At 39.2% G+C, this 23,398-nt stretch carries 16 protein-coding genes; 8 read left to right on the top strand and 8 right to left on the bottom strand.

Annotated elements, in window-relative coordinates; all coding sequences use genetic code 11:
- Nucleotides 1-25 precede the first annotated feature (25 nt).
- Nucleotides 26-889, top strand: coding sequence for an ATP-grasp fold amidoligase family protein (locus BTA34_RS16765; RefSeq protein ID WP_151436517.1), 864 nt, complete (start codon nucleotides 26-28; stop codon nucleotides 887-889).
- A gap of 75 nt (nucleotides 890-964) precedes the next feature.
- On the opposite strand, the gene fdhD is transcribed toward BTA34_RS16765, so the two are convergent.
- The gene (gene fdhD / locus BTA34_RS16760) at nucleotides 965-1,795 is read right to left on the bottom strand and encodes a formate dehydrogenase accessory sulfurtransferase FdhD (protein ID WP_151436516.1); all 831 of its coding nucleotides are present in this window, start codon (nucleotides 1,793-1,795) and stop codon (nucleotides 965-967) included.
- A gap of 178 nt (nucleotides 1,796-1,973) precedes the next feature.
- On the opposite strand from fdhD, the gene fdnG reads away from it, so the two are divergent.
- The 7 genes from fdnG (at nucleotide 1,974) to BTA34_RS16725 (ending at nucleotide 12,777) form a co-directional block, all read left to right on the top strand.
- Nucleotides 1,974-5,021, top strand: a complete 3,048-nt coding sequence (gene fdnG, locus BTA34_RS16755; protein WP_151436515.1) for a formate dehydrogenase-N subunit alpha — start codon at nucleotides 1,974-1,976, stop codon at nucleotides 5,019-5,021.
- 11 nt (nucleotides 5,022-5,032) lie between these two features.
- Complete coding sequence (gene fdxH, locus BTA34_RS16750; RefSeq protein ID WP_151436514.1) at nucleotides 5,033-5,971, top strand: formate dehydrogenase subunit beta; 939 nt, start codon at nucleotides 5,033-5,035, stop codon at nucleotides 5,969-5,971.
- Entirely contained in the window at nucleotides 5,968-6,624 is a 657-nt protein-coding gene (gene fdoI, locus BTA34_RS16745) for a formate dehydrogenase cytochrome b556 subunit (protein ID WP_151436513.1), read from the top strand. The genes fdxH and fdoI overlap by 4 nt, the downstream gene beginning before the upstream one ends.
- 206 nt (nucleotides 6,625-6,830) lie before the next feature.
- A complete protein-coding gene (gene fdhE / locus BTA34_RS16740; protein WP_151436512.1) occupies nucleotides 6,831-7,751 on the top strand; it encodes a formate dehydrogenase accessory protein FdhE in 921 nt (306 codons plus the stop codon).
- A gap of 15 nt (nucleotides 7,752-7,766) precedes the next feature.
- Entirely contained in the window at nucleotides 7,767-9,158 is a 1,392-nt protein-coding gene (selA, locus tag BTA34_RS16735) for an L-seryl-tRNA(Sec) selenium transferase (protein ID WP_151436511.1), read from the top strand.
- Nucleotides 9,155-11,017, top strand: coding sequence for a selenocysteine-specific translation elongation factor (selB, locus tag BTA34_RS16730; RefSeq protein WP_151436510.1), 1,863 nt, complete (start codon nucleotides 9,155-9,157; stop codon nucleotides 11,015-11,017). The genes selA and selB overlap by 4 nt, the downstream gene beginning before the upstream one ends.
- Before the next feature lie 110 nt (nucleotides 11,018-11,127).
- The gene (locus BTA34_RS16725; protein ID WP_151436509.1) at nucleotides 11,128-12,777 is read left to right on the top strand and encodes an LTA synthase family protein; all 1,650 of its coding nucleotides are present in this window, start codon (nucleotides 11,128-11,130) and stop codon (nucleotides 12,775-12,777) included.
- A 121-nt stretch (nucleotides 12,778-12,898) separates the two neighbouring features.
- Here the strand turns inward: BTA34_RS16725 and BTA34_RS16720 are convergent, their stop codons facing one another.
- From BTA34_RS16720 to bcsB, 7 genes are all read right to left on the bottom strand, one after another.
- Nucleotides 12,899-13,327 carry a TOBE domain-containing protein gene (locus BTA34_RS16720; protein ID WP_151436508.1) on the bottom strand — a complete coding sequence of 143 codons (429 nt, stop codon included), beginning with the start codon at nucleotides 13,325-13,327 and terminating at the stop codon, nucleotides 12,899-12,901.
- Nucleotides 13,328-13,635: 308 nt separating this feature from the next.
- Nucleotides 13,636-14,664 carry a glycosyl hydrolase family 8 gene (locus BTA34_RS16715; RefSeq protein ID WP_151436507.1) on the bottom strand — a complete coding sequence of 343 codons (1,029 nt, stop codon included), beginning with the start codon at nucleotides 14,662-14,664 and terminating at the stop codon, nucleotides 13,636-13,638.
- Between the two features lie 73 nt (nucleotides 14,665-14,737).
- Nucleotides 14,738-15,697: a UTP--glucose-1-phosphate uridylyltransferase GalU gene (galU, locus tag BTA34_RS16710; RefSeq protein ID WP_265576121.1), complete on the bottom strand. Its 960-nt coding sequence runs from the start codon at nucleotides 15,695-15,697 to the stop codon at nucleotides 14,738-14,740.
- A 196-nt stretch (nucleotides 15,698-15,893) separates the two neighbouring features.
- Nucleotides 15,894-16,805: a sensor domain-containing diguanylate cyclase gene (locus BTA34_RS16705; RefSeq protein WP_151436506.1), complete on the bottom strand. Its 912-nt coding sequence runs from the start codon at nucleotides 16,803-16,805 to the stop codon at nucleotides 15,894-15,896.
- A 39-nt stretch (nucleotides 16,806-16,844) separates the two neighbouring features.
- Nucleotides 16,845-17,315, bottom strand: coding sequence for a cellulose biosynthesis protein BcsD (gene bcsD, locus BTA34_RS16700; RefSeq protein ID WP_109373335.1), 471 nt, complete (start codon nucleotides 17,313-17,315; stop codon nucleotides 16,845-16,847).
- Between the two features lie 15 nt (nucleotides 17,316-17,330).
- Nucleotides 17,331-21,032, bottom strand: coding sequence for a cellulose biosynthesis protein BcsC (locus tag BTA34_RS16695; RefSeq protein ID WP_151436505.1), 3,702 nt, complete (start codon nucleotides 21,030-21,032; stop codon nucleotides 17,331-17,333).
- Between the two features lie 13 nt (nucleotides 21,033-21,045).
- Nucleotides 21,046-23,397, bottom strand: a complete 2,352-nt coding sequence (bcsB, locus tag BTA34_RS16690; RefSeq protein ID WP_151436504.1) for a cellulose biosynthesis cyclic di-GMP-binding regulatory protein BcsB — start codon at nucleotides 23,395-23,397, stop codon at nucleotides 21,046-21,048.
- Nucleotide 23,398: the final 1 nt, after the last annotated feature.

The following is a 23,398-nucleotide window of genomic DNA, read 5'->3' as shown; positions in this document are numbered from 1 at the left end:
ATCTATTTAAAATAATCATTAGCTTATGAAAATCATAGAATATTATTTCAAACAATTTCGAACTATCGCATTGCCTGATCGAGTCTATTTAAAGAATAAATTTATTCGTAACTTAGGTTATCAACCCAACTTTAAAATACCGACATCACTTAATGAAAAAATCAATGCACGTATGCTATTCGATAGAAATCCAATTTATACGCGCTTAGCAGATAAAATCAAAGTAAGAGAGTATGTCATCGAAAGGATTGGTCCGCACTATCTGGTTCCTATCATTAATACCTATTCTCATCCTGATGAAATCGATATCACTCAACTTCCTTCACGTTTTGTACTCAAATGTAATCACGATAGTGGTAGTACAATTATCTGCCTTGATAAAGCAACTTTTGATTTTGAAAAAGCAAAGCAAAAGCTTCAATTTCATTTAAAACGTAATCTCTATCCTGTTACTCGTGAATGGCATTATAAAAACATCAAAGCTCAAATTATCTGTGAAGAATATATTGATTTATTTGATACACAAAATCCAATGATACCAACGACTTGTCGTCTTCACTGCTTTAATGGTCAGCCTCATTATGCTGAAATTGATATTTCTGATACCAAAGGGAATGAGTATATAAATGTGTACGATACAAATTGGCAGTTACAACCCATCACATTAGAAGATCCCAACACACCAGAACTTGTTGAAAAACCAACTCAATTTGAAAATATGTTGCAATTAGCCGCTAAAATGGCAAATGGCTTTAATTATTGTCGAGTTGACTTTTTAATGTCTGAAAATAGGCTTATCTTTAGCGAAATGACCTTTACCCCAAATGCAGGACGTATCCCCATCAAACCTAAAGAGTGGGATTACAAATTAGGGGCATTGTGGCCATAAAAGAGAAAATTAAATAGGTGTAAATTGTTACATAAAACGATTTACGCCTATTTTTAAAAATTTCATTTGATTTAGTCAATCTGTCAGTCGTTGTGGATGCGTAAATACCGTCGCTCTTCCGCGACGACAAAAACCCACCAGCGTAACATTGTATTTATTAGCAACTTCAACCGCTAAAGAGGTTGCAGCAGAAACGGCAAATAAAATTTCAGCACCACACATGGCCGCTTTTTGTACCATTTCATAGCTTGCTCGGCTTGAAACTAATACCGCGCCTTCATGCCACTTTTCTTGTGCTTTCATACCTAAAAGCTTATCAAGCGCAACATGACGACCGACGTCTTCACATCCTCCTTGCATTTCACCTTCTGGCGACAACCAAACAGCAGCATGTGTACAACCCGTTAGCTCACCGATTTCTTGAACGGTTGTCATTTGCTCTAAAGCTTTATCAAGATTTGAAAGTGAAAATGTTTGTGTAAAAGGTAACGGTGTAATAGGTCGGAAAATCTCTTCTAGTTGTTCAGTTCCACAAATACCACAGCCAGTACGGCCAGTCATATTGCGGCGTCGCTCTTTTAATCCCATAAAGCGGCGACTTGATAATTCAACTTGAACTTCAATGCCTCCGTTACAACTTTCTACAATTTCGATACTGCGAATTTCATTCGCAGATTCTATAATGCCCTCGGATAAAGAAAACCCGACAGCGAACAACTCTAAATTTTTAGGGCTTGCCATCATAACAACGTGAGAAATTCCGTTGTACACTAATGCAACAGGAACTTCGAGTGCAATATAATCGTCTTCTTGTCTGTTAAGAGATCCTTTGTGTTGCACAATTGTTTGATCTACGCCAATGATTACACGTTTAGTTAACAATTTTGTCGATTTTGTTTCATCCATAAGATGAATTCCTAAATTTATTAATACATAATAACAATACGGGTAAAACGATTTTACACTACCTATCAGGCAATGAACCTGATCCTATTAAGGATAATAGGAATAAAACAACAATCAGCTCCATTTTCGTGAAGAAAATCAGAGTCAGTAAAAGCAATGTATGATGAGGAGAGACCCCATGCAGGTCAGCAGAAGGCAGTTCTTTAAGATCTGTGCTGGCGGTATGGCAGGTACTACAGCGGCGGCGCTAGGTTTTACACCAGCAGTTGCGCTAGCAGGCTCACGTCAGTATAAATTACTGAGAGCACGCGAAACCCGCAATACCTGTACGTACTGTTCTGTCGGTTGCGGACTATTAATGTATAGTCTGGGCGATGGCGCAAAAAACGCAAAAGAAACAATATTCCATATTGAAGGTGACTCAGACCATCCAGTAAACCGCGGTGCATTATGCCCTAAAGGTGCTGGTCTTGTGGATTTTATTCACAGTGAAGGTCGTTTAAAACACCCAGAATACCGTGCACCCGGCTCGGATAAATGGGTAAAACTTTCATGGGAAGAAACGTTTGATCGTATTGCGCGCTTAATCAAAAAAGACCGCGATGCCAACTTCCAGAAATTCAATAAAGAAGGTGTAGAAGTCAACCGTTGGTTAACAACAGGTATGCTTTGCGCCTCTGCAGCAAGCAATGAAACTGGGTTTTTAACTCAGAAATTCTCAAGAGCGCTTGGGATGCTGGCTGTCGATAACCAAGCGCGTGTCTGACACGGACCAACGGTAGCAAGTCTTGCTCCAACATTTGGTCGCGGTGCGATGACCAACCACTGGGTTGATATGAAAAATGCCAACCTTATCGTCGTAATGGGCGGTAATGCGGCAGAAGCACATCCTGTGGGATTCCGCTGGGCGATGGAAGCTAAAATCCATAATAACGCCAAGCTCATTGTTATTGATCCTCGCTTCACCCGTACTGCGGCTGTTGCGGATTTCTATACGCCTATCCGTTCTGGTACTGATATTACGTTCTTATCGGGCGTTATCTTATATCTGCTCGAAAATAAGAAATATCAAAAAGAATACGTTGAGGCTTATACCAATGCTAGCTTGATTGTCCGTGAAGACTATCATTTTGATGATGGTTTATTCAGCGGATATGATGCAGAAAAACGTAAATACGATAAGACCACTTGGAACTACGAGATGGATGAAAATGGTTTCGCAAAACGCGACACCACATTACAACATCCTCGTTGTGTCTGGAATCTGTTAAAACAACACGTTAGCCGTTACACGCCTGATGTGGTTACTCAGATTTGTGGTACACCAAAAGATGATTTCTTAAAAGTCTGTGAATATATTGCTGAAACAGCAGCGAAAGATAAAACAGCATCTTTCCTGTATGCATTAGGCTGGACTCAACATACCGTTGGCGCTCAAAACATTCGTACCATGGCAATGATCCAATTACTGTTAGGTAATATGGGTATGGCTGGTGGCGGTGTTAACGCACTACGTGGTCACTCCAATATTCAAGGCTTAACTGACCTCGGTCTATTATCTCAAAGCTTACCAGGTTATATGACGCTGCCTTCTGAAAAGCAGACTTCATTAGAAACCTACTTAGCCGCAAATACGCCAAAAGCGACAGTACCGGGACAAGTTAACTATTGGGGCAATTATCCTAAATTCTTCGTCAGTATGATGAAGACATTCTATGGTGATAATGCTCAACGTGATAATGATTGGGGCTTCTCACTGTTACCTAAGTGGGACAAACCTTACGACGTTCTGCAATACTTCGACATGATGGATAAAGGTGAAGTCAACGGCTATCTCTGCCAAGGCTTTAACCCAGTGGCATCATTCCCGAATAAGAACAAAGTTATTCGTTCATTATCAAAACTGAAATTCCTTATCACAATGGACCCGCTAAATACTGAAACTTCGTGTTTCTGGCAGAACCATGGTGAAGAGAACGACGTTAAAACAGCAGATATTCAGACAGAAGTTTTCCGTCTGCCAACAACCTGTTTCGCAGAAGAAGACGGCTCTATCGTTAACTCTGGTCGCTGGTTACAATGGCACTGGAAAGGTGCTGATGCCCCAGGTGTTGCTATCCCTGATGCTGAGATTTTATCTGGTATTTTCCATCGTTTACGCCAACTCTATAAAGAAGAAGGCGGCGCGATGCCAGAACAGGTGTTGAATATGACTTGGGATTACTTCGATCCTGATAATCCAACATCTGCAGAAGTTGCACAAGAAAGTAATGGTAGAGCATTAGTCGATTTAAAAGACGCTGATGGCAATATCATTCTGAAAAAAGGTCAACTGCTTAGCTCGTTCGCTCAGTTACGTGATGATGGTACAACAGCAAGCGGCTGTTGGATCTTCGCAGGTAGCTGGACAGAGAAAGGCAACCAAATGGCTAACCGTGATAACTCCGATCCTTCAGGATTAGGAAATACACTAGGTTGGGCATGGGCATGGCCTCTTAACCGTCGCATTATTTATAACCGCGCATCGGCAGACCCACAAGGTCAACCATGGGATCCTAAACGTAAATTAATCGAATGGGATGGCAGCAAATGGACAGGTATTGATGTACCTGACTATAGCAACGCTGCACCGGGTTCTGATGTAGGGCCATTTATTATGCAGCCGGAAGGTATGGGACGTCTGTTTGCTATCGATAAGATGGCAGAAGGTCCATTCCCTGAACACTATGAGCCAATTGAAACACCATTGGGAACTAACCCACTGCATCCAAATGTGGTTTCAAATCCAGCAGCGCGTATCTTTAAAGATGACTGGGAAGATATGGGTAAAGCAGAAGATTTCCCATATGTCGGTACAACTTATCGTCTGACAGAGCATTTCCACTTCTGGACTAAGCACGCGCGCTTAAATGCGATTATTCAGCCACAACAATTTATTGAAATTGGTGAGCGTTTAGCCGCAGAAAAAGGCATTGTTCAAGGCGATACCGTTAAAGTCAGCTCCAAACGCGGTTATATCAAAGCCAAAGCGGTGGTGACTAAACGTATTAGAACCCTAGATGTTGATGGGCGCAAAGTGGATACCATTGGTATTCCTATTCACTGGGGCTTTGAAGGTGTTGCAGTGAAAGGCTTTATTGCTAATACGTTAACGCCATTCGTTGGTGATGCAAATACACAAACGCCTGAGTTTAAAGCGTTCCTTGTTAATGTGGAAAAGGTGTAAGGAGATAAATTATGTCACTGCAATCCCAAGACATTATTCGTCGCTCTGCTACCAATTCCCTCACTCCCGCACCACAGGTGCGGGATTACAAGGAAGAAGTGGCAAAACTTATCGACGTAACAACCTGTATCGGCTGTAAAGCCTGTCAGGTTGCTTGTTCTGAATGGAACGATATTCGCGATAAAATTGGCACTAACGTTGGTGTTTACGATAACCCAACTGACCTAACGCCGAAATCATGGACAGTGATGCGGTTCTCTGAAGTTGAAGAGAACGGCAAGCTGGAATGGTTGATTCGTAAAGACGGTTGTATGCACTGTGCTGATCCGGGCTGTTTAAAAGCATGCCCAGCAGAAGGTGCTATCATTCAATACGCTAATGGTATTGTTGATTTCCAATCAGAACACTGCATTGGTTGTGGTTATTGTATCGCGGGTTGTCCTTTCAATGTGCCTCGCATTAATGAAGAAGATAACCGTGCTTACAAATGTACGTTATGTGTTGACCGTGTAGAAGTCGGTCAAGAGCCTGCATGTGTGAAAACTTGCCCAACAGGCGCGATTCATTTTGGTTCGAAAGAAGCCATGATCAATCTTGCTAGTGAGCGTGTTTCTGAACTGCAAACTCGTGGTTACGACAATGCGGGTCTTTACGATCCACAAGGTGTGGGTGGGACACACGTAATGTATGTTCTCCATCATGCTGACAAACCAAACCTGTACCATGGTTTACCAGAAAACCCAGAAATTAGCTCTACCGTTAAATTCTGGAAAGGTATCTGGAAGCCATTGGCTGCTGTTGGTTTTGCCGCAACCTTCGCGGGTGCGATTTTCCACTATTTAGGTGTCGGTCCAAACCGTACAACTGAAGAAGATGAAGAAGAAGCACTCAAAGAGATGGAAGCATCTTCTAAAACACAGACCTCTGTGAATAAGGAGGAGCAGAAATGATGAAGAAGAAAGGTGATAAAATTCTTCGCCATACCGCGTCAGAGCGTATAAACCACTGGGTCGTTGTGATTGTCTTTCTGTTCACAGCGATCAGCGGCTTGGGTTTCTTCTTCCCATCTCTGAACTGGTTCATGAATATTTTAGGAACACCAGAGCTGTCGCGCTTATTACACCCATTCGTGGGTAGCTTGATGGCGTTCCTCTTTATCTTTATGTTCTTCAGATATCTGAAGCACAACTTTATCGATAAAGATGACTTAGTCTGGGCTAAAAATATTCATAAAGTACTGCAAAATGAAGAAGCTGGCGATATTGGTCACTACAACCTGGGCCAGAAAGGGATCTACTGGACATTAAGTCTCAGTCTGATCTTACTGACAGTCAGTGGTGTTATCATTTGGCGTCCTTATTTTGCAGAGTATTTCTCGATCCCAGTGATTAGAATTGCCTTATTAGTTCACTCATTATCAGCAATCTTACTGATAATTACCGTATTGGTTCACGCTTATGCGGCATTCTGGGTAAAAGGTTCAATTCGTAGCATGATTGAAGGCTGGGTAACTCGCGGTTGGGCTAAAAAGCATCACCCTCGTTGGTATCGTGAAATTCTCGAAGAAGAGAAAAAAGAAGCCGAAAAGCAGTCACAGAAATAATGCCTTAAAGTATATTTCTAAACAAACGGAGGCTTGTTAGCCTCCGTTTTTTATTCAATTTACGCCCATTTTTAAGACGTAAAAAACAATAAAATCACGCTATTATTACCCACTGTCATGGCTTCGTGTTTACATTTGATTTATTCTGAAGCCAAACCCTGTGGGTATTCACTATAAAATTTATGATAATAGGAAGATAGAACGTTATGAGTATTCGCATCGTTCCTAAAGAGCAATTAGGTAAAGAGCAATCAGAAAAAGGGATTAGTTTTATTCCACCCGTATTATTCCCTAATCTGAAAAACCTTTATCAGCGTCGTGCTGAACGTTTTCAAACACTAGCAAAAGATAATCCTTTCGCAGATTACCTTGAATTTGCGGCAGAAATTGTCAAAGCGCAAGAAAAAGCACTTCATGACAATCCATTAGTCGTCGATCTTGCCCCACTCCTTACGCAGCAAGTCGGTGTAGCGCCTTTAGATAGAAAAACATTTAAACGCAGTAAACATTGGCATGCTTTATTAGCCTCAATTATTGCTGAATTACGCCCAGTTGTGCCTGAAAGTGCCACTATCACTTTAGAAAATCTCTCTAAAGCGTCTGAAACTGAATTAGAAGACATGGCAACGGCATTACTCAATGATGAATATTCAAAAGTCTCAGCAGATAAGTCTGTCTTTATTTGGGCAGCATTGTCGCTTTACTGGGCGCAATTAGCAGCGAATATTCCCGGTAAGGCTAAAACAGAATACGGTGAAAATCGTCAATTCTGCCCAGTTTGTAACAGTATGCCTGTGGCAAGCATGGTACAAATCGGCACAACACAAGGTTTACGCTATTTACACTGTAATTTATGTGAAACACAGTGGCATGTTGTACGCATTAAATGCACCAACTGTGAATTAACAGGTAAATTAAATTACTGGTCTTTAGACAGCGAAAATGCCCCTGTGAAAGCAGAAAGCTGTGGTGATTGTGGAAGCTATCTGAAAATTTTATATCAAGAAAAAGATGCCAATGTGGATGCTATCGCTGACGATTTAGCGTCGATTGTTCTTGATGCAAAAATGGAAGAAGAAGGCTTTGCTCGTAGCAGCATTAATCCATTCCTGTTCCCAAATGAATAATAATTAGGTATTAGCATGACAAATGATACGCGCTCACTTTACAGCCAACTACCGTCTATTGATAAGTTACTGCACCAAGCAGACATTCAAGCCTTAGTGGCTTCTTATGGTCAGACATTTATTGCTGAGCATTTACGAAAGTTACAAGAAGAAGCGCGTATCATTATTCGTCAAGAAAATGCATTACCACAATGGCATAACCATTGGGCAGATGAATTAAAAAATCGTATTAGATTACAACGAAAATCCTCGATTAAACCTGTTTTCAATTTAACCGGAACCGTTTTACACACTAATCTTGGGCGTGCATTAATGGCAGAATCCGCCATTGAAGCAGTTAGCCAAGTTATGCGCTCACCGGCAACCTTAGAATATTCTCTTGATGGTGCATCAAGAGGGCACCGTGATCGTGCAATTGCTGATTTGCTTTGTGAATTAACCGGAGCAGAAGATGCCTGTATCGTTAATAACAACGCCGCAGCCGTTTTATTGATGCTCGCAACGGTTGCTCCCAATAAAGAGGTGGTTGTTTCTCGTGGCGAATTAGTCGAGATTGGCGGTGCTTTTCGTATTCCTGATGTAATGACACAAGCTGGTTGCACACTCAAAGAAGTGGGAACAACAAACCGTACTCACCTTAAAGATTATCGTAACGCCATTAATGAGAATACGGGTTTGCTAATGAAAGTTCATACTAGTAACTATTGTATTCAAGGATTTACAGCAGAAGTACATGGCGACGAACTTGCCGCACTTGGTAAAGAGATGAACTTACCGACTGCTATCGATTTAGGCAGTGGCTCCATGACTAATTTAGCCGCATTAGGTTTACCTTCAGAGCCAATGCCTCAAGATTATCTGCAACAAGGTATCGACCTTGTTACCTTTTCAGGTGATAAATTATTAGGTGGTCCACAAGCGGGAATAATCTTAGGTAAAAAAGTGTGGATAGAGGCTATTCAACGCCACCCTTTAAAGCGTGCATTACGGGTTGATAAAATGACATTAGCGGCTTTAGGTGCCACATTACGCCTTTATCAGCAACCTGAAAAAATGGCTGTTGAAATTCCGACATTACGTTTGTTAACTCGGACACAAACAGAAATTAATGACATGGCGCAACGGTTATTGCCTCATTTTCAGGCATATTATGGGGATAATTACCATATCACGATATCCTCATGTGCTTCTCAAATAGGTAGTGGTTCGTTACCTATTGAAAGTTTACCGAGTGCAGCACTTACCTTTGAAGCTAAAGATGGAAAAGGTAGCCAATTAGATGCGTTAGCTGCGCATTGGCGTAATTTAGAAAAGCCGATTATTGGTCGAATTACTGATGGTCGCCTGTGGCTTGATCTGCGCTGTCTCGAGGATGAAAATGCATTAATACAGGCACTTTTACTATGATTTTTGCGACAGCAGGTCACGTAGACCACGGAAAAACCACACTTATACAGACTATTACTGGGGTAGATACTACTCATTTACCTGAAGAGAAAAAACGAGGCATGACCATTGATTTAGGTTATGCCTATTGGCGTCAAGACGATGGAACTTCAATTGGTTTTGTGGATGTTCCCGGTCATGAGAAATTCCTGTCAAATATGCTCTCAGGTGTCGGAGGGATCTCTCACGCGCTATTAATTGTGGCTTGTGACGATGGCGTTATGGCACAAACCATCGAACATATCTCTATTTTACGTCTTGCTGGCTGTCCTCAAGTTACCGTTATTCTCACCAAAGCCGATCGTGTTACCCCAGAACGAATTGAAGAAGTTCGTTTACAAACAATGGATATGTTAGCCAATTTAGGCTGGCAAAAACCTAACTTTTTTGTCACTTCAGCCCCATCAGGGGAGGGAATTCCAGAGCTTCGCCACTATCTGGTTGGTCTGCATCAGCAAGAACAACAACACCCTCAATGGCATAAGCGTTTTCGTTTAGCCATAGACCGTGTTTTTAGCATTAAAGGCGCGGGATTAGTTGTCACAGGCACTGCGCTTGCGGGACAAATTTCTGTTGGTGATACCTTTTGGCTAACGGGTGCAGATAAACCAGTAAGAATAAGAGCCTTACATGCTCAAAATCAGCCCGTAGAACGTGCGGGTGCTGGACATCGTATTGCAATTAACATCACAGGTGATGTCAGTAAAGAAAACGTCTCTCGGGGTGACTGGCTGCTTTCTCAAGCACCTAACTATCAATCTCATAAAATATTAGTCAGTTTAATTGCGGATGAACCTTTAAAGCATTGGCAGCCGGTACATATTCACCACGGTACACGTCATATTACGGGTCGTGTTGCTCTTTTAAATGATGCTAATGAAACACCACAGTTAGCCGAGCTTATTCTTGATAACCCCCTTTGGCTGGTGGATAACGACAGACTTATCTTGCGTGATATCAGTGCGCAACGCACCTTAGCCGCAGCAAAAGTCTTATATTTACACTCGCCACGTAGAGGCAAGCGACAAGCTGAATTCTTAACTTGGTTACACCAACTCGATAGTGCAGACAGCGCTAGTGCGAATTTAGCGTTATGTTTACCAAAAGGTGAGCTATCTCTAAGTCAGTTTTCTTGGGCGCAACAATTAACTGAAAGTGCGCTGGCTCAGTTATTAGAAACCTTTGACTTAGTCAGTGTTGCTGGCGTTATTCTTTCTAAAGAGAATGCGGATAACGCAAAACAGAAATTACTCGATACGCTTGAGGAATATCATCAACAACATAATGATCAAATGGGTGTGGGTCGTTCTCGTTTAAAACGGATGGCACTACCGACTTATCATGATGAATTGGTCTATCACTTAATTGATCAATTGCGTAAAGAAGGTGCTATTAGCCAAAGTCGTGGTTGGCTTCATCTTCCAACTCATGGTCTTGCTTTTTCTCCAGAACAAGATGCGCTATGGCAAAATGCTAAAGTCTATTTTGAGCAATCTGAACCTTGGTGGGTACGTGATCTCGCTGATGAAATGAAAAATGATGAGAAAGTGATCCGCTCATTGTTACGTAAAGCGGCACAATTAGGTTTAATTATTCCGATTATTGCCGACCGCTACTATACACACCAAACAATAGAAAAATTTGCGTCTATCATTGTGAAATATAATGAAAGTAATGGCAGTGTCACCGCTGCGGATTTCCGTGATGAGTTATCTGTTGGGCGTAAATTAGCAGTACAAATCTTAGAGTATTTTGACCGTACCGGTTTTACTCGCCGCAAAAAAGATCTTCATATTTTACGAGACAAAGGGTTATTCTAAATCCAGATGTCAACTTAGGCTAAATAAAGTTATTTAGCCTATTTAAGGTTATCGCCTACAATATTTGTAAAATATCCCCTTTATTCTTTATCGCTATACTCGGAAGAGATATGAAAAAAATATTAGGAAGTGTTTATCTTGCACTTATTCTTATTGCCTCACTCTTTATTGTTTTTGAGAAAGCAACGTTTATTTATACTGCACTACTTTCCGTCGGTGTGTATTTTATTCTTTTTTCTCTTTGCTTTATTTTATCAGCTCGTGTCTTATTTTCGGTTATTACCACAGGCACACTCTTCCTGATAACTAAGTTTATTAATCAAATAAAAGTCCATTATTACAAAGAAACATTAATGTTCTCTGACTTTGATTTAGCTTTTGATAGCTCTAACTTAGGGACATTAGGTCATTATTGGGAGGCCGGCGTTGCATTGGTTGCGATGCTAATATGGCTTCTTATCAATATGTTTATTGCTTGGCGTTTTTCCAAAAAATCACGCCCCGCCTTGCGTATAAGTAGCTTACTCTTAATGGTCATTGGGTTTACCACTCTCCATTTCACCGTGGAAAAATGGCAAGCTGAATGGGAAGGTACACTTCCGGGAGGACGAGGTACGGTTACTAATTTAATCATGTCTGGTTACCAAACGGCTTATCACCCTCCTTATTTCAATGAAAATGCAGATTACTTCCTTGAACAAGCAGACAAAACCGTATTACCTGAAACACAGACAGATATAAAACCTGATATTATCGTTTTATTACAAGAATCGACGGTTAATCCTCATATTTATCAATTTGATACAAGTGTTGCACTGCCTGATTTATTTATGTTCCAAAAAGATGAAGGTGTCAGTGCGCAAAGCCCATTACGAGTACAAACCTTTGGCGGTGGTACTTGGCTTTCTGAATTTTCGGTATTAACAGGGTTAAATACCGATGATTTTGGTGCGCGTAAAAACTCCGTCTTCTATTTTGTTGTCGATAAACTTAATGAGAGTTTATTCCGCCAACTAAAAGCAGAAGGTTATTACACGGTGTTACTCACTCCATTTAATCGTAGTGCTTACCATGCTGGTTACGCTTATGAAAAAATGGGTATTGATGAGATTATTCAACCTCAAGAGCTTGGCTACCCAGGAACATTAGAAGAAAATCTCTGGAAAATATCGACGGTAGATATGCTGGGTTACGTTGAAGAGGTACTGAAAAAACGGACTGATAAGCCACTGTTTATATTCTCATTAACCATGTATGAGCATGGTCCTTATGATGAATCACACCGAGATATGTACCAAATTACAGGTCATACAGAAAGCAATAATGCTCCGGGTAAATTTAGCCACTATATGGAAAAAATCATCACTAGCGATCCGGCTATTAAAGATTTCTCTTATTTTGTTGCACAAAGAGAAAAGCCGACGATGTTCCTCTATTTTGGTGATCATCAACCCAATATTGAGCTAAAAAATTACCAGTCACCGTTTAATAACCCTGCGTATATTACTCAGTTCACCTTAAGAGATAATCTGTCGCAAGGTGCGCCAATAACAACGGGTGAACTAACGGATATTAGCTTCTTAGGTGGTATGATCTTAGAGCGCGCTCGTTTGCCATTATCCCCTTTCTACAAAGCAAACATTCAAATGCGCCACTTATGTGAAGGTAAATTAAATGACTGCGAAGACGAAAAATTAGTTAATAGTTATAAAAATTATATCTATGGCAAACTGAAAGTCGCTGGTGATACTGATAAATAATTTTAGTGACCTTGCATAAAAGGTGATCGGGATTATAAATCTAACAAAACAAGCAATATCAATAATGAAAAAGAGGCTAACGTTTAGCCTCTTTTTTTATTTTAAAAGAATAGCATCTTGATTATTTGCGTGTTGCAACAATCACGCTAGAGGCTTTCACTAATGCTAAAACCTCACTGCCTTTTGCCAGCTTCATCTCTTGTAAGCTTTCATTTGTAATAACAGCAGTCAGCGCTAAGCCTTTAGCTGTTTCTAAATGTACCGTAGAATTCACGGCACCTTGTGCGATTTGAGTGACTTTACCTGCAAACTGATTACGTGCAGAGAAATTTAAACCACAATCAGGTAGTGCCAAAACAACCCATGGCGCTTTAATAATGGCAATAGCTTCACCGTCTTTTTTAATCTTTAAGCTTTCACAGCTTTCTTTGGTGATGATTGTCGCCAGTTTCTCACCGTGTGCTAAAGATAAAATCACTTCACTATTAACTGCACCTTCAATAATATCAACAACTTTACCGACTAACTGATTGCGTGCTGAAACTTTCATTTATCCACCTCTATTGTTGATGAGAAATTATATTAATAACATTATCAAGTTATTGAGATAACTTTAGCATAAATAGTATTAAATAAATTATTCTTAGATCATAGATTAAAGTTTATTTATTATTTAAATAACATAACGTTATAAACAAATAGAGATAACGAAATACAATTAACTTATAAAATTTGAATAAGTATAAATAATTTAGAAAAATATTTTTTATCACCATCGATATAAAAAATAGATAACTTAATGCCTCTCTGTATTAAAAGGAATTAAAGCTATCTATTATTCAAATTAACTAAATATACTTATTGCCCGTTTTGAGCAAATGCCGCTAATAAGTGTAAAGCTGAAGAGTAATAATCCGTATCTTTACTTAAATCGACATCTTCAATAGGTGTTTTCATCGTTAAATCTCTCACTGCCATCATACCGGGAGTGAGGTTATATTCAGCACGCTCTTGAGCATCGATACTTACCCAAGCAGGAGTTTTATAACGATCAAATTGCTGCCAATACTGCACAAAAGGTTGTAACGCTAATTCATCACGCGCCCAAGCCAAATACAGCGGAATACGTATTGCATCAAAGCTAAATCGTGCAGGCCATTTTTCACTAGGCTCTATCTTTCCATCTGGAAACAAACTGACCCAGTCTGTTGGTAATTGATATTCACCAAACCGCATATTTCTAAGTAAAGACTGGCTATCATTAATTAACGCTTTCCAACGAACATCTTTACTTGTATGGTAAAAATCTTTCCATGCAGGGAAAATAAAATAGGATGGGTTAATAATCATTTCTTCTGGTGTTTTAAAGCCATTAATACCAGGTAAAAGTACAGTATAATTTTTTGTCTTAACTAAAGTATGTTCCAAAATAGCGTGTTGAATAGAATCAGAAGCTGAAAGATAACTTTCATCATTCCATTTCTCACCCGCTTTTAATAATGCCCACGCAATTAAGATGTCACCATCTGTTGCATTATTAGGATCAGGGGTATGTTCACTATTTTCAGGCTCGTAACGCCATTTAAATAAGCCTAAATCACCACGATAAAGGGAAGCGGCTGTCCAGCGCCATAACTTATTAAATGTTTCATGATCATCATTCATTACAGCCATTAACATGCCATAGCCTTGACCTTCAGAGTGTGAAATATTTTTGTTAGCGCTGTCTATAACTCGTCCATCATTCTGGATATAGCGCTCTTTAAACTGTTGCCATCCTACTTGAGTATCTGCTGCCTGTATTGAGGGAGAAACCATAAGCAACAAACCTAAAATAAAAAAAGTAGAAAATAGATAATGACAACGAGATAAGTACCAAAAAGACATTACCTTTCTCTCCTGCTATTGCCGACCGTCATTTTATTTCGGTCGGCATATTGCATATTATTTCAATATAAACTCAAAAGATAGCAACTATCTTTTGTGCTTCACTGACTTCATCTTCTGCTATGACTTCTGTTTTGGGTAACAATGTTTTTTCACAAAAGTCTTGCAACCAAGAAGAAAATTCTTCTTTTAACACCGAATTATAAAGCCCATATTCAACAAAGGCTTTCATATATCCTAGCTTATTACCACAGTCATGTGATTTACCCACTAAGGTATATGCTTCAGCGACTTCTTTTTTCAATAATAAATCAATTGCATCTGTTAATTGAATTTCACCACCCACACCAGCAGGTAGACCATCTAATAATTCCCAGATAGCTTCAGAGAAAACATAACGGCCAACAACAGAAAGGTTAGAAGGCGCATCTTCAGGATTTGGTTTTTCCACGATACGACGAATAGGCGCCCAATTACCTTGAGGACAGAAAACACCTTGGCAATCTACAACACCATATTGTTGCACTTGGCTCATTGGCACAGGTTCAACCATAATTTGGCTACGTTCTGTTTTTTCAAAACGTTTTATCATTGCGGATAAATTATCATGTTGAGGATCGCAATAATGTGCATTTAATAAAACATCAGGCAGTAAAACAATAAATGGATTATTGCCAATAACGGGACGAGCGCAGCAAATTGCATGACCTAAACCTAAAGCATGCCCTTGGCGAATTTGGACAATCTTGACATTGTCAGGGCAAATTGAACGCACTTCTTCTAATAATTTATTTTTAATACGCTGCTCCAGCATATTTTCTAATTCAAAACTGGTATCAAAGTGATCCGCAATTGAATTTTTAGAAGAGTGAGTAACTAAAATAATTTCCTCAACGCCTGCCTGAGCGCACTCTTCAACAATATATTGAATTAAAGGGCGATCAACAATAGGTAGCATTTCTTTAGGAATTGATTTCGTTGCAGGTAACATACGAGTACCTAATCCAGCAACAGGGATAACCGCTTTCATCATAATAAAATCCTCTAATAGATATTTATCTAAAACTAATATTTAGTATTATTTTAAATTTACTCTTATATTTCATCAGGAGTGCTAGATATATTTTAAAAACAGTCACCTCCCTCTTCGTTAAAAAGAGATAACGTTATTTTTATATATCTTTATTAAAAAACTTTTTATTTAAAATCTTTTATTTAAAACCCTTTATTTAAAATCCAGAATAAAACCCATATTTATTACCACCCATTTCTTTTATAGAATAAAGTGTTTCATCTGCGGATTTTAATAATTCAGATAATGTTTTTCCGTCCTTAGGATATTCAGCAATACCTAAACTAATTGAAGGCGTTAACATAAAATCAGAATTAATATTGATGGGTTTTTCCATTGATTTCCAAAGTGATTCTATTATTTCTAACAAAATCACAGAACAAGAACGTAATCCTTTAGGGAAAAGCACAGCAAACTCATCGCCACCAAGTCGCCCACAATAGACTTCATTATTTTCTAATTGTGACAACCGTTTAGATATTTCACACAATACTTTATCGCCTGCATGATGCCCGAATTGATCATTAATAGATTTGAATTTATCGCAATCTATAATACCAAGGCAAAATGAAGAGGGTTGTAAAATATTTAATCGTTCATTTTCAATTTTTTCAACGATACTTAGTCGATTAGATATTCCAGTTAATGAATCAATATAACTTTTATTAAATAACTCATTTCTTAGCTCTACCTTATCAGTAATATCCAAGCTAATAAATACATAATGAGAAATTAAATTGTTTTCATCAAATACAGGAATAATACTAATATCTTCCCATATATCTTGTTGCATATCGTTATTTCTTTTGGCTTCTAATCGATATACTCCTTTATTATCATTATTACCATTTACACAACAATTGATTTGATTCTCGTCAATTAAATTAAATAAGCTGTAATTTTTACCTTTTATATTTTCAAAGTGAACATTATTAAATTCACAATATTTTTCATTTGCATAAATAATGATGCCATTAATATCTGTTACTAACATCATAAAAACATTATTAGTAAATTGCTTTATTAATAAGCATTTAGAATTATCATCATTAAATATCATTTCATTCATTTTTGACCTCCTATGCTCATCAATAAAGCATATATATTATTATTCGGCTGATGAGTTATGCGCATAGCGGAAAATAAAGACATCTTTTGCATCAGTAGGTTGGCGATGCACTTGCATTTTGGCATTACCACCTTGATTTGTTAACCAACCTTCATATAACCCTTCTAAAACACCCGCACTTGCAACACGCCACTGAGCATCATCTTGGCTTTGCGTAAAATGAGGCCATGCACAATGAACCAGTAAAAGTTCGCTCATTGCAGGAGATATCGTGACAAAACCCCATTTAAATAGCGTTAATACGCGATTAATATGTGATTCAAGTAATTGAATATTTTCGCTTTCAGGTAAAGGATAACGTAAGGCAATATCTTTACCTATATTCCTTAATTTATTTCCAGCAGTAGAAATATCATTGTCATTTAAAATTTGAAAAAATAATAATTGAGTTAGATCTTGCCAGCCACTTTCAAAAGGTAATTGTAAGATATCACTGTCATGCTTATTCATTATTTGTCTCCTTAATTATTTAGACAGGAAATCTGGGGTATATTTTAAGTGTAACCACATATTATCTTCAGCATAATCACCCGATGTATCATGCGATAAGCTGACACCTAACTCGGTTTCTTTGTTTAAATAATATTTCGCGTCTAAACCTAATCTATAAGTAATATTCGTTTCGTCTTGCTCTTCGTACTGAGATTTAATACGAGGATCGCTTGCATTCTGTTTATTTAATGCGTTTTGCATATAACCATGCGTTGGGAAATAATCACTGCCTTTTTGTTTGTAACTTTGTATCCCTATTGCACCATTTAATGAGACTTCACCTTTTTCAAAACGGCGGGTATAAGCAACAGGCAATGAAACAGACACATAATCTTGTGGGCTGAAGTAACCACCGTGCCCTAAGGAGAAGTAGTTTTGGTTATTTCTAAAGTTCATATAATCAACATGCACGCCAGCTTTTACTTCTTGTTGATCATCTTGATAGAACTTAGCATAAGAGCCAATCCACGCTTTCACTTCATCATTACTCGCAACACTTTTACCTTCGTAGTTATAGAAACCACCACCAGCATAAGCCCCAATTTTTCCATCATCCCAAGCATATTGAACTTTAGCGCCGTTACGTGTTACACGCCCCCAACTTTCGCCTGTCATTGGATCTGTACGCCCCATATAAGAAAGTAGACTATCTTTTATGGCTCTGCGCTCTGCTGTTAGTGTTAATTGCCCATTTTGGCTAATTTGAGGTGAATATGTGATGCCACCAACAACCGTTGCCGTATCTTTACCTAATGGCGTAGAGCCAACATCGAAACTGACATTCTTGTCTGATAAACGCAGCCCTAATTCAACACCAGAAGCACGTTGACTACCGGCTTCATCGGCATTAATTTTGTTTTTCTCATCGTGGTTATCACTATTTTTAGCAAAGCGTTCAGCATGTTGAAGCTGACCCGTACCAAAACGGTTAGCCCTTTCTCCTGAAACCGAACCACTTGTCATCGAAACAGGGTTAACACTAAATTCCCAACGGAACTCTTCACCAGGCACACTCGAAATACTGATTGGCGCTGAAATTTCAGTGACGTTAGATAATCCTTTATCACCATTACGATGACGCATAGCCACCCCACCTTGTACCCAAGGTGAAACTTTCTCTTCTAGCTCACGAATAGAACGTTGAACCGATGCCATCTCTTTACGTTCATAGATAGAACCCGCAAGAACAGGATTATCACTTCCTCCTAATGCGTTTAATTGACCCGCAGAGGTTTTTAATGTGCTATCACTGTTTTGCCATTGCGCACTACGCAGTAACGTTAATGCTTTGCGATTCTCACCATTTAATTGCGCAATTTGCGCAGCTTGTAATAAATAAGCCGGTTGTGAAGATGAAGGAATTTGCTGTAATAACTGTTGTGCTTTTCTTCCATCTTTTTGTGCTAATGCCACTTCGATTTGAGCTTGGATTAATTTGCTATCTTTTCCTTGCTCTTTTTCTAAATAAGAAAGAATTTTGTTTGATTGTTCAGGCATTGATTGCGCTAAATAAACACGACTTAATGCCATTAATAAATCGGGATCATTCGGTGATGTTTTTAAAGCAACCACTAACGCGTCGTAAGCGGCTTTAATTTCGCCTTTTTCACGTAGACTATCTGCTTGCGCAACTTTAGTGGCAACTTCTAAACGCTTTTTCTCAACAATCGGTGTTTCTTGTTGTAAAGCGGGATCATTAATCAAGCTAGATGCCTGTGTATAATGACCTAACTCATTGAGAACGTTGATATGGCCAGCATAGTTACCGACCGAACCTTTAGTGCCTTTTGCAATATCACTTTCAACTAATTGTAACGCTTCATCGTTTAATCCACTGTTAACCAATTTTTCTGCTAATTCACCCACATCATTTGGATAATCAGCGACTTGATTAATTAATGGACGTAAAATATTACGCATTGCAACAAGGTTTCCTGCCTGACGATAATGGTCTGCTTGCGCAAGTTGGCGATGGAAACGAGCGCGCTGTAATAACGCTTTTTCAGCTTCAGTTTGTTGATTATGGCTACTGAGTAAGTTAAAAACTTTATCCCACTCTTTTTGCTCAACATAAAACAGAGATACCACATAATCAGAATCTCTTGTTCTGCGGTTTTGTAGCTGTGAAATGATATTTTTTGCACCAGCGCTATCACCATCAGCAGCCATTAGGCGCGCTAAATCAAGGTAAACCCAGTTATTTTGCGGGTTTTTACGCTGAGCTTGAGTCAATAATTGTCTTGCTTGAACACGATCACCATTTTCTAATGCTTTTTGCGCTTCACGACGTAATTTCTCAGAAGGATCTGTATTCGCAGTCAGTTTTTGACGCAAAGAGGCTGATTGTTGAGCCAGTAATTGTTCTGCTTTCGTATTCTGTCCTTCCTGAACTAATAAATAGTAATAAGCAGAAATCACTTTTTCATTACGGCTATTTTGCTGATAAAGCCCTGAAAGCAATTGGTGAGCTGCAGGTAAATTACCTTGCTTACGTAATAAGTCAGCTTGTAATAAGTTGGCAGATAAGCCTTTTTCACCGGAAGCTCCCGTTAATGGTGCTAATTGATCGAGAGCTTGTTGAATATTCCCTTGTTTAGCACGTTGTTGTGCGCCACGTAATTGCGCATAAAAACCCGCATCTTCCGCTTGTTGCTTCCATTTACTGCCTTGTTCACCACCTGATTGCGCAGCTTGGTTTAATAAACGCTGACCTGTGGTTAAATCACCTGAACGTAATGCGATATAACCTAAACCCGCTAAGGCTTGCGCATCATTGTTATCTGCCGCTAAAGCTTGTTTGAAATAACCTTCGGCTTCTTTCAATTTACCTTTATTTAATGCGGTATAACCTGCTTGGCGTGCATTACCTTGAATAGCGCCTTGGAAATGCTCTGCAACCGCTTTATCGTTCGGGTTTGCTTGCAAATAGGTTTTATATAACACTTCATCATCAGGACGAACATTCAGCCATAACAGAGCTTGACGCATACCTTTTTTGGCTGATTCATCACCTGAGATATTACCTAAAATAGTAATACCTTCACGACGCGTCTCTTCGTTATAAGTTAGCGTTAGTCCTAATGCTTTTTGCGTTTCTTTATTATCAGGCATTAATGCAGCACGTTGCTTTAATCCTGTAATAGCTTGAGGCAACATAGCAGGCACACCAGCCATGGTTTGATAATATTCTAACGCCAGTGTTTCAGGTGGCTCACTACTAACAAATAAACGTTGATACGCTTTTATTGCTTCTTCATGTTGCCCTTTTTTGGCTAACTCTCTGGCATATCCTAATTGTTGTTCACTAAATTGTGATGATCGGATGTTTTTTAATCCTTCAATTCGTGGATCTTGCGGTGCAATTTGCGCAAGTTTTTCTCGCCAATATGTTGCTTGTTTTTCATTACCTTGTTGCGCTGTAAAGAATGCCATTAAATACAGCGCATCCTGATTATTGCTTTCCATAATCAGTACTTTTTGCAGTGCTTCTACTGCTCGTTCATCGTGCGCTCTACCGTGCCAATAATTAGCTTGTTCAATAAGAGAACTGACAATATTTGGATCAGTTGCAGCTGTATTCGCCTCAACGGCAGTTGCTTGTACTTGGCTTGAAGCCCCTAGAATGCAGCCTGCATAGATGACTTTAACGATGATATTAAGTGCGTGATTTTTCATCTTATATCCCCCCTTATTTGTCTGAACGATGCTGTGATATCTGATGTAAACGACGAGTTGAACGACGTTGTAACCAGTAATAAGTCACGAGACCCGTCAGCGCACAAAAACCAACAGCTAAAAGACCCAGCAAATATACGTGTCTAGAGCTATACCAAAGGAATTGTTGTAAGAAAGGTAAGTCACCTTGCGAAAAGTGTTCGCCTAAATGGAAACTTTTTACGGTGTCTTTACCGCTAATCAGAGTGATGTCGCCTTTAATAGCCGCATTTATTTGAGCTAAATTTAAGTCATTGATAATGGTTTTTATCGAGTCATTACCTTTAGCTGTAACTAATACGACAACCCTATCGTTTGCCCAAGGTGAGATAAAACTCATCATGCCACGCCAATCTTTCACTGAAGATAAGTAACTTGCAGCATCACCACTTTGAGATAAATAATCGCCAGCCATCCAACCTTTTGCCTTATCAATCAATGATTGCGGTTTGATTTCGACGTTTTTATTTAAAAATGAGAACGTTTGTTGTGAAAAACGAGCGGGTAGAAATCCCTCACTATTTAATGAGCCAATTGCTAACACATCGTGTTGAGAGAGGTTATTTTTCTCAAGCTCTTTAGCACCTAAAAAAACTGAAGCATGAGAAACCGGTGTGCCTGTGGCATAACCTGATCTCGCCATTAAGTTCACTAAGGTATAAAGCTCTTCTATTGTTGGACTTTCAGGTAATAGTAGAGTGGTTTGTGAAAAATCCGCACGGCGACTAAATGGGAATGACGCTCCTGAAAAATAAGCCAAGTTCGGCATTCTTGAGTAGTGCCAAGTATTTTTAAATTGCAGCGTTGATTGCGGATCTATTTGGCTAATTAAGCTACTACCATCCGTTAAAATACACGGTGAATCATCAGGTTCACGTAAATCAAAATAAAACTGTAATTGGTTCTGACTATAAATTTGACGAGGATTTAAATAGAGCGTGCTATTTTGCTGTTCGCTCTCCATTCCTAGCCATTGTCTTAACATCCCTAAAGGCTCTGAACGCGCCGGATACAATGTACCTAAGAATTGGTTATTCAAAGAGACAATTAATGAAGAACGACGACTATTTAGTTTATCCGAATGAGGAAAAACATATTTCAAATCTAAAGGCAGTGCATCACCATCCCACCAAAAGAGATCAGGAGAGACTCGAAACGAAAACTGATTTGGTGCATGGTTAATACCTTGGCGTGAGAAATCATCACTATTATTGGCAATTTGACTTAACGAAACCGGTTTATTGGTATTTAACCAACGAGGTGCATCGTAATCAGTGCTCATGGCAAGCGTTTGAGAAGGCACCACTAAGTGATCGTTTTGTGGCAATTTACCGTTGTTTAACGCCCATACAGCTTGGCGAAGAGATTTTTCATTATCACCGCTGATCAGTAATAATTTGAAAACAGGATCGACCGGATTATCAACAATAGTTAATTGCCCACTATTTCCTGAAGGTAATGTAATCCCCGCAATAGTCTGTCCTGAATAGCCAACTAAAATACCATCACTTTCAGGTAACTGATTCATTAAAACGGGTAAATCAACTTGCTTAATATCATGGCTAAAACTGCCAAACCATGATGCAGCTATAGCTGCCGTTGTTACCTCTGCATGGTCAGGTTTATCTGACAATATGATAGGTAACGAGGTCGCTGTCATTCTGTCAGGATCAAAGAACGGTAGGGGCAATCGTTCCAGACTATACCCGCCATTAATCCAGCGACCTCGATAATCTAATGATGAATCCGGTGAAATAACCAGGCTTAATCCTTCCGCCAGTGGAGGAATACATTGGTTTTCATCCAATGCATCACGATTGGCTAAACGAAAGCTGAGGTTATTCACATTCGTCAACATCATTTCAGGAATTTCTAAAACATATTCATGCTCTTGCCCACCTTCTTCTAAAGGTAGAAATCCCATAGGTTGACCATTTAACATTAAGTGAAGTGTTTGATCAGATTGAATTAATCCTTGAGACGCTTTCACCTTCATCGTTAATGTTGCTTTATCAATAAATAAATCGTTCGCCATATTAAAAGTCACACCAGAAAGTAATTTTCTTCCTGATAACACGATAGGTGAGGGGCTTCCCATTTGTGCTAATGTTAATTGCTCTTCAATATTACGCGCTTCAGACAATACGCCATCTTCAAGTTGGATCGGGTTATTCGCATTTTGTTGCACTTGTGAATGTGTATAAGAAGTCGGGTCAGGTAAAAGCTCCCCTCCTAGTTCTAACATTCCGGTATCTGCTTGAGAAAGATGAATACTTGCGATCGCTATCGCCGTCAGGCTTAGCATTAATGTCAGTTTCTTTTTCATG

The sequence above is a fragment of the Proteus sp. CD3 genome (assembly GCF_008808075.1).
Lineage (GTDB): Bacteria > Pseudomonadota > Gammaproteobacteria > Enterobacterales > Enterobacteriaceae > Proteus > Proteus appendicitidis.
Note: the sequence above shows the minus strand (reverse complement) of the source record. Positions and strands in the feature narration are given on the sequence as shown.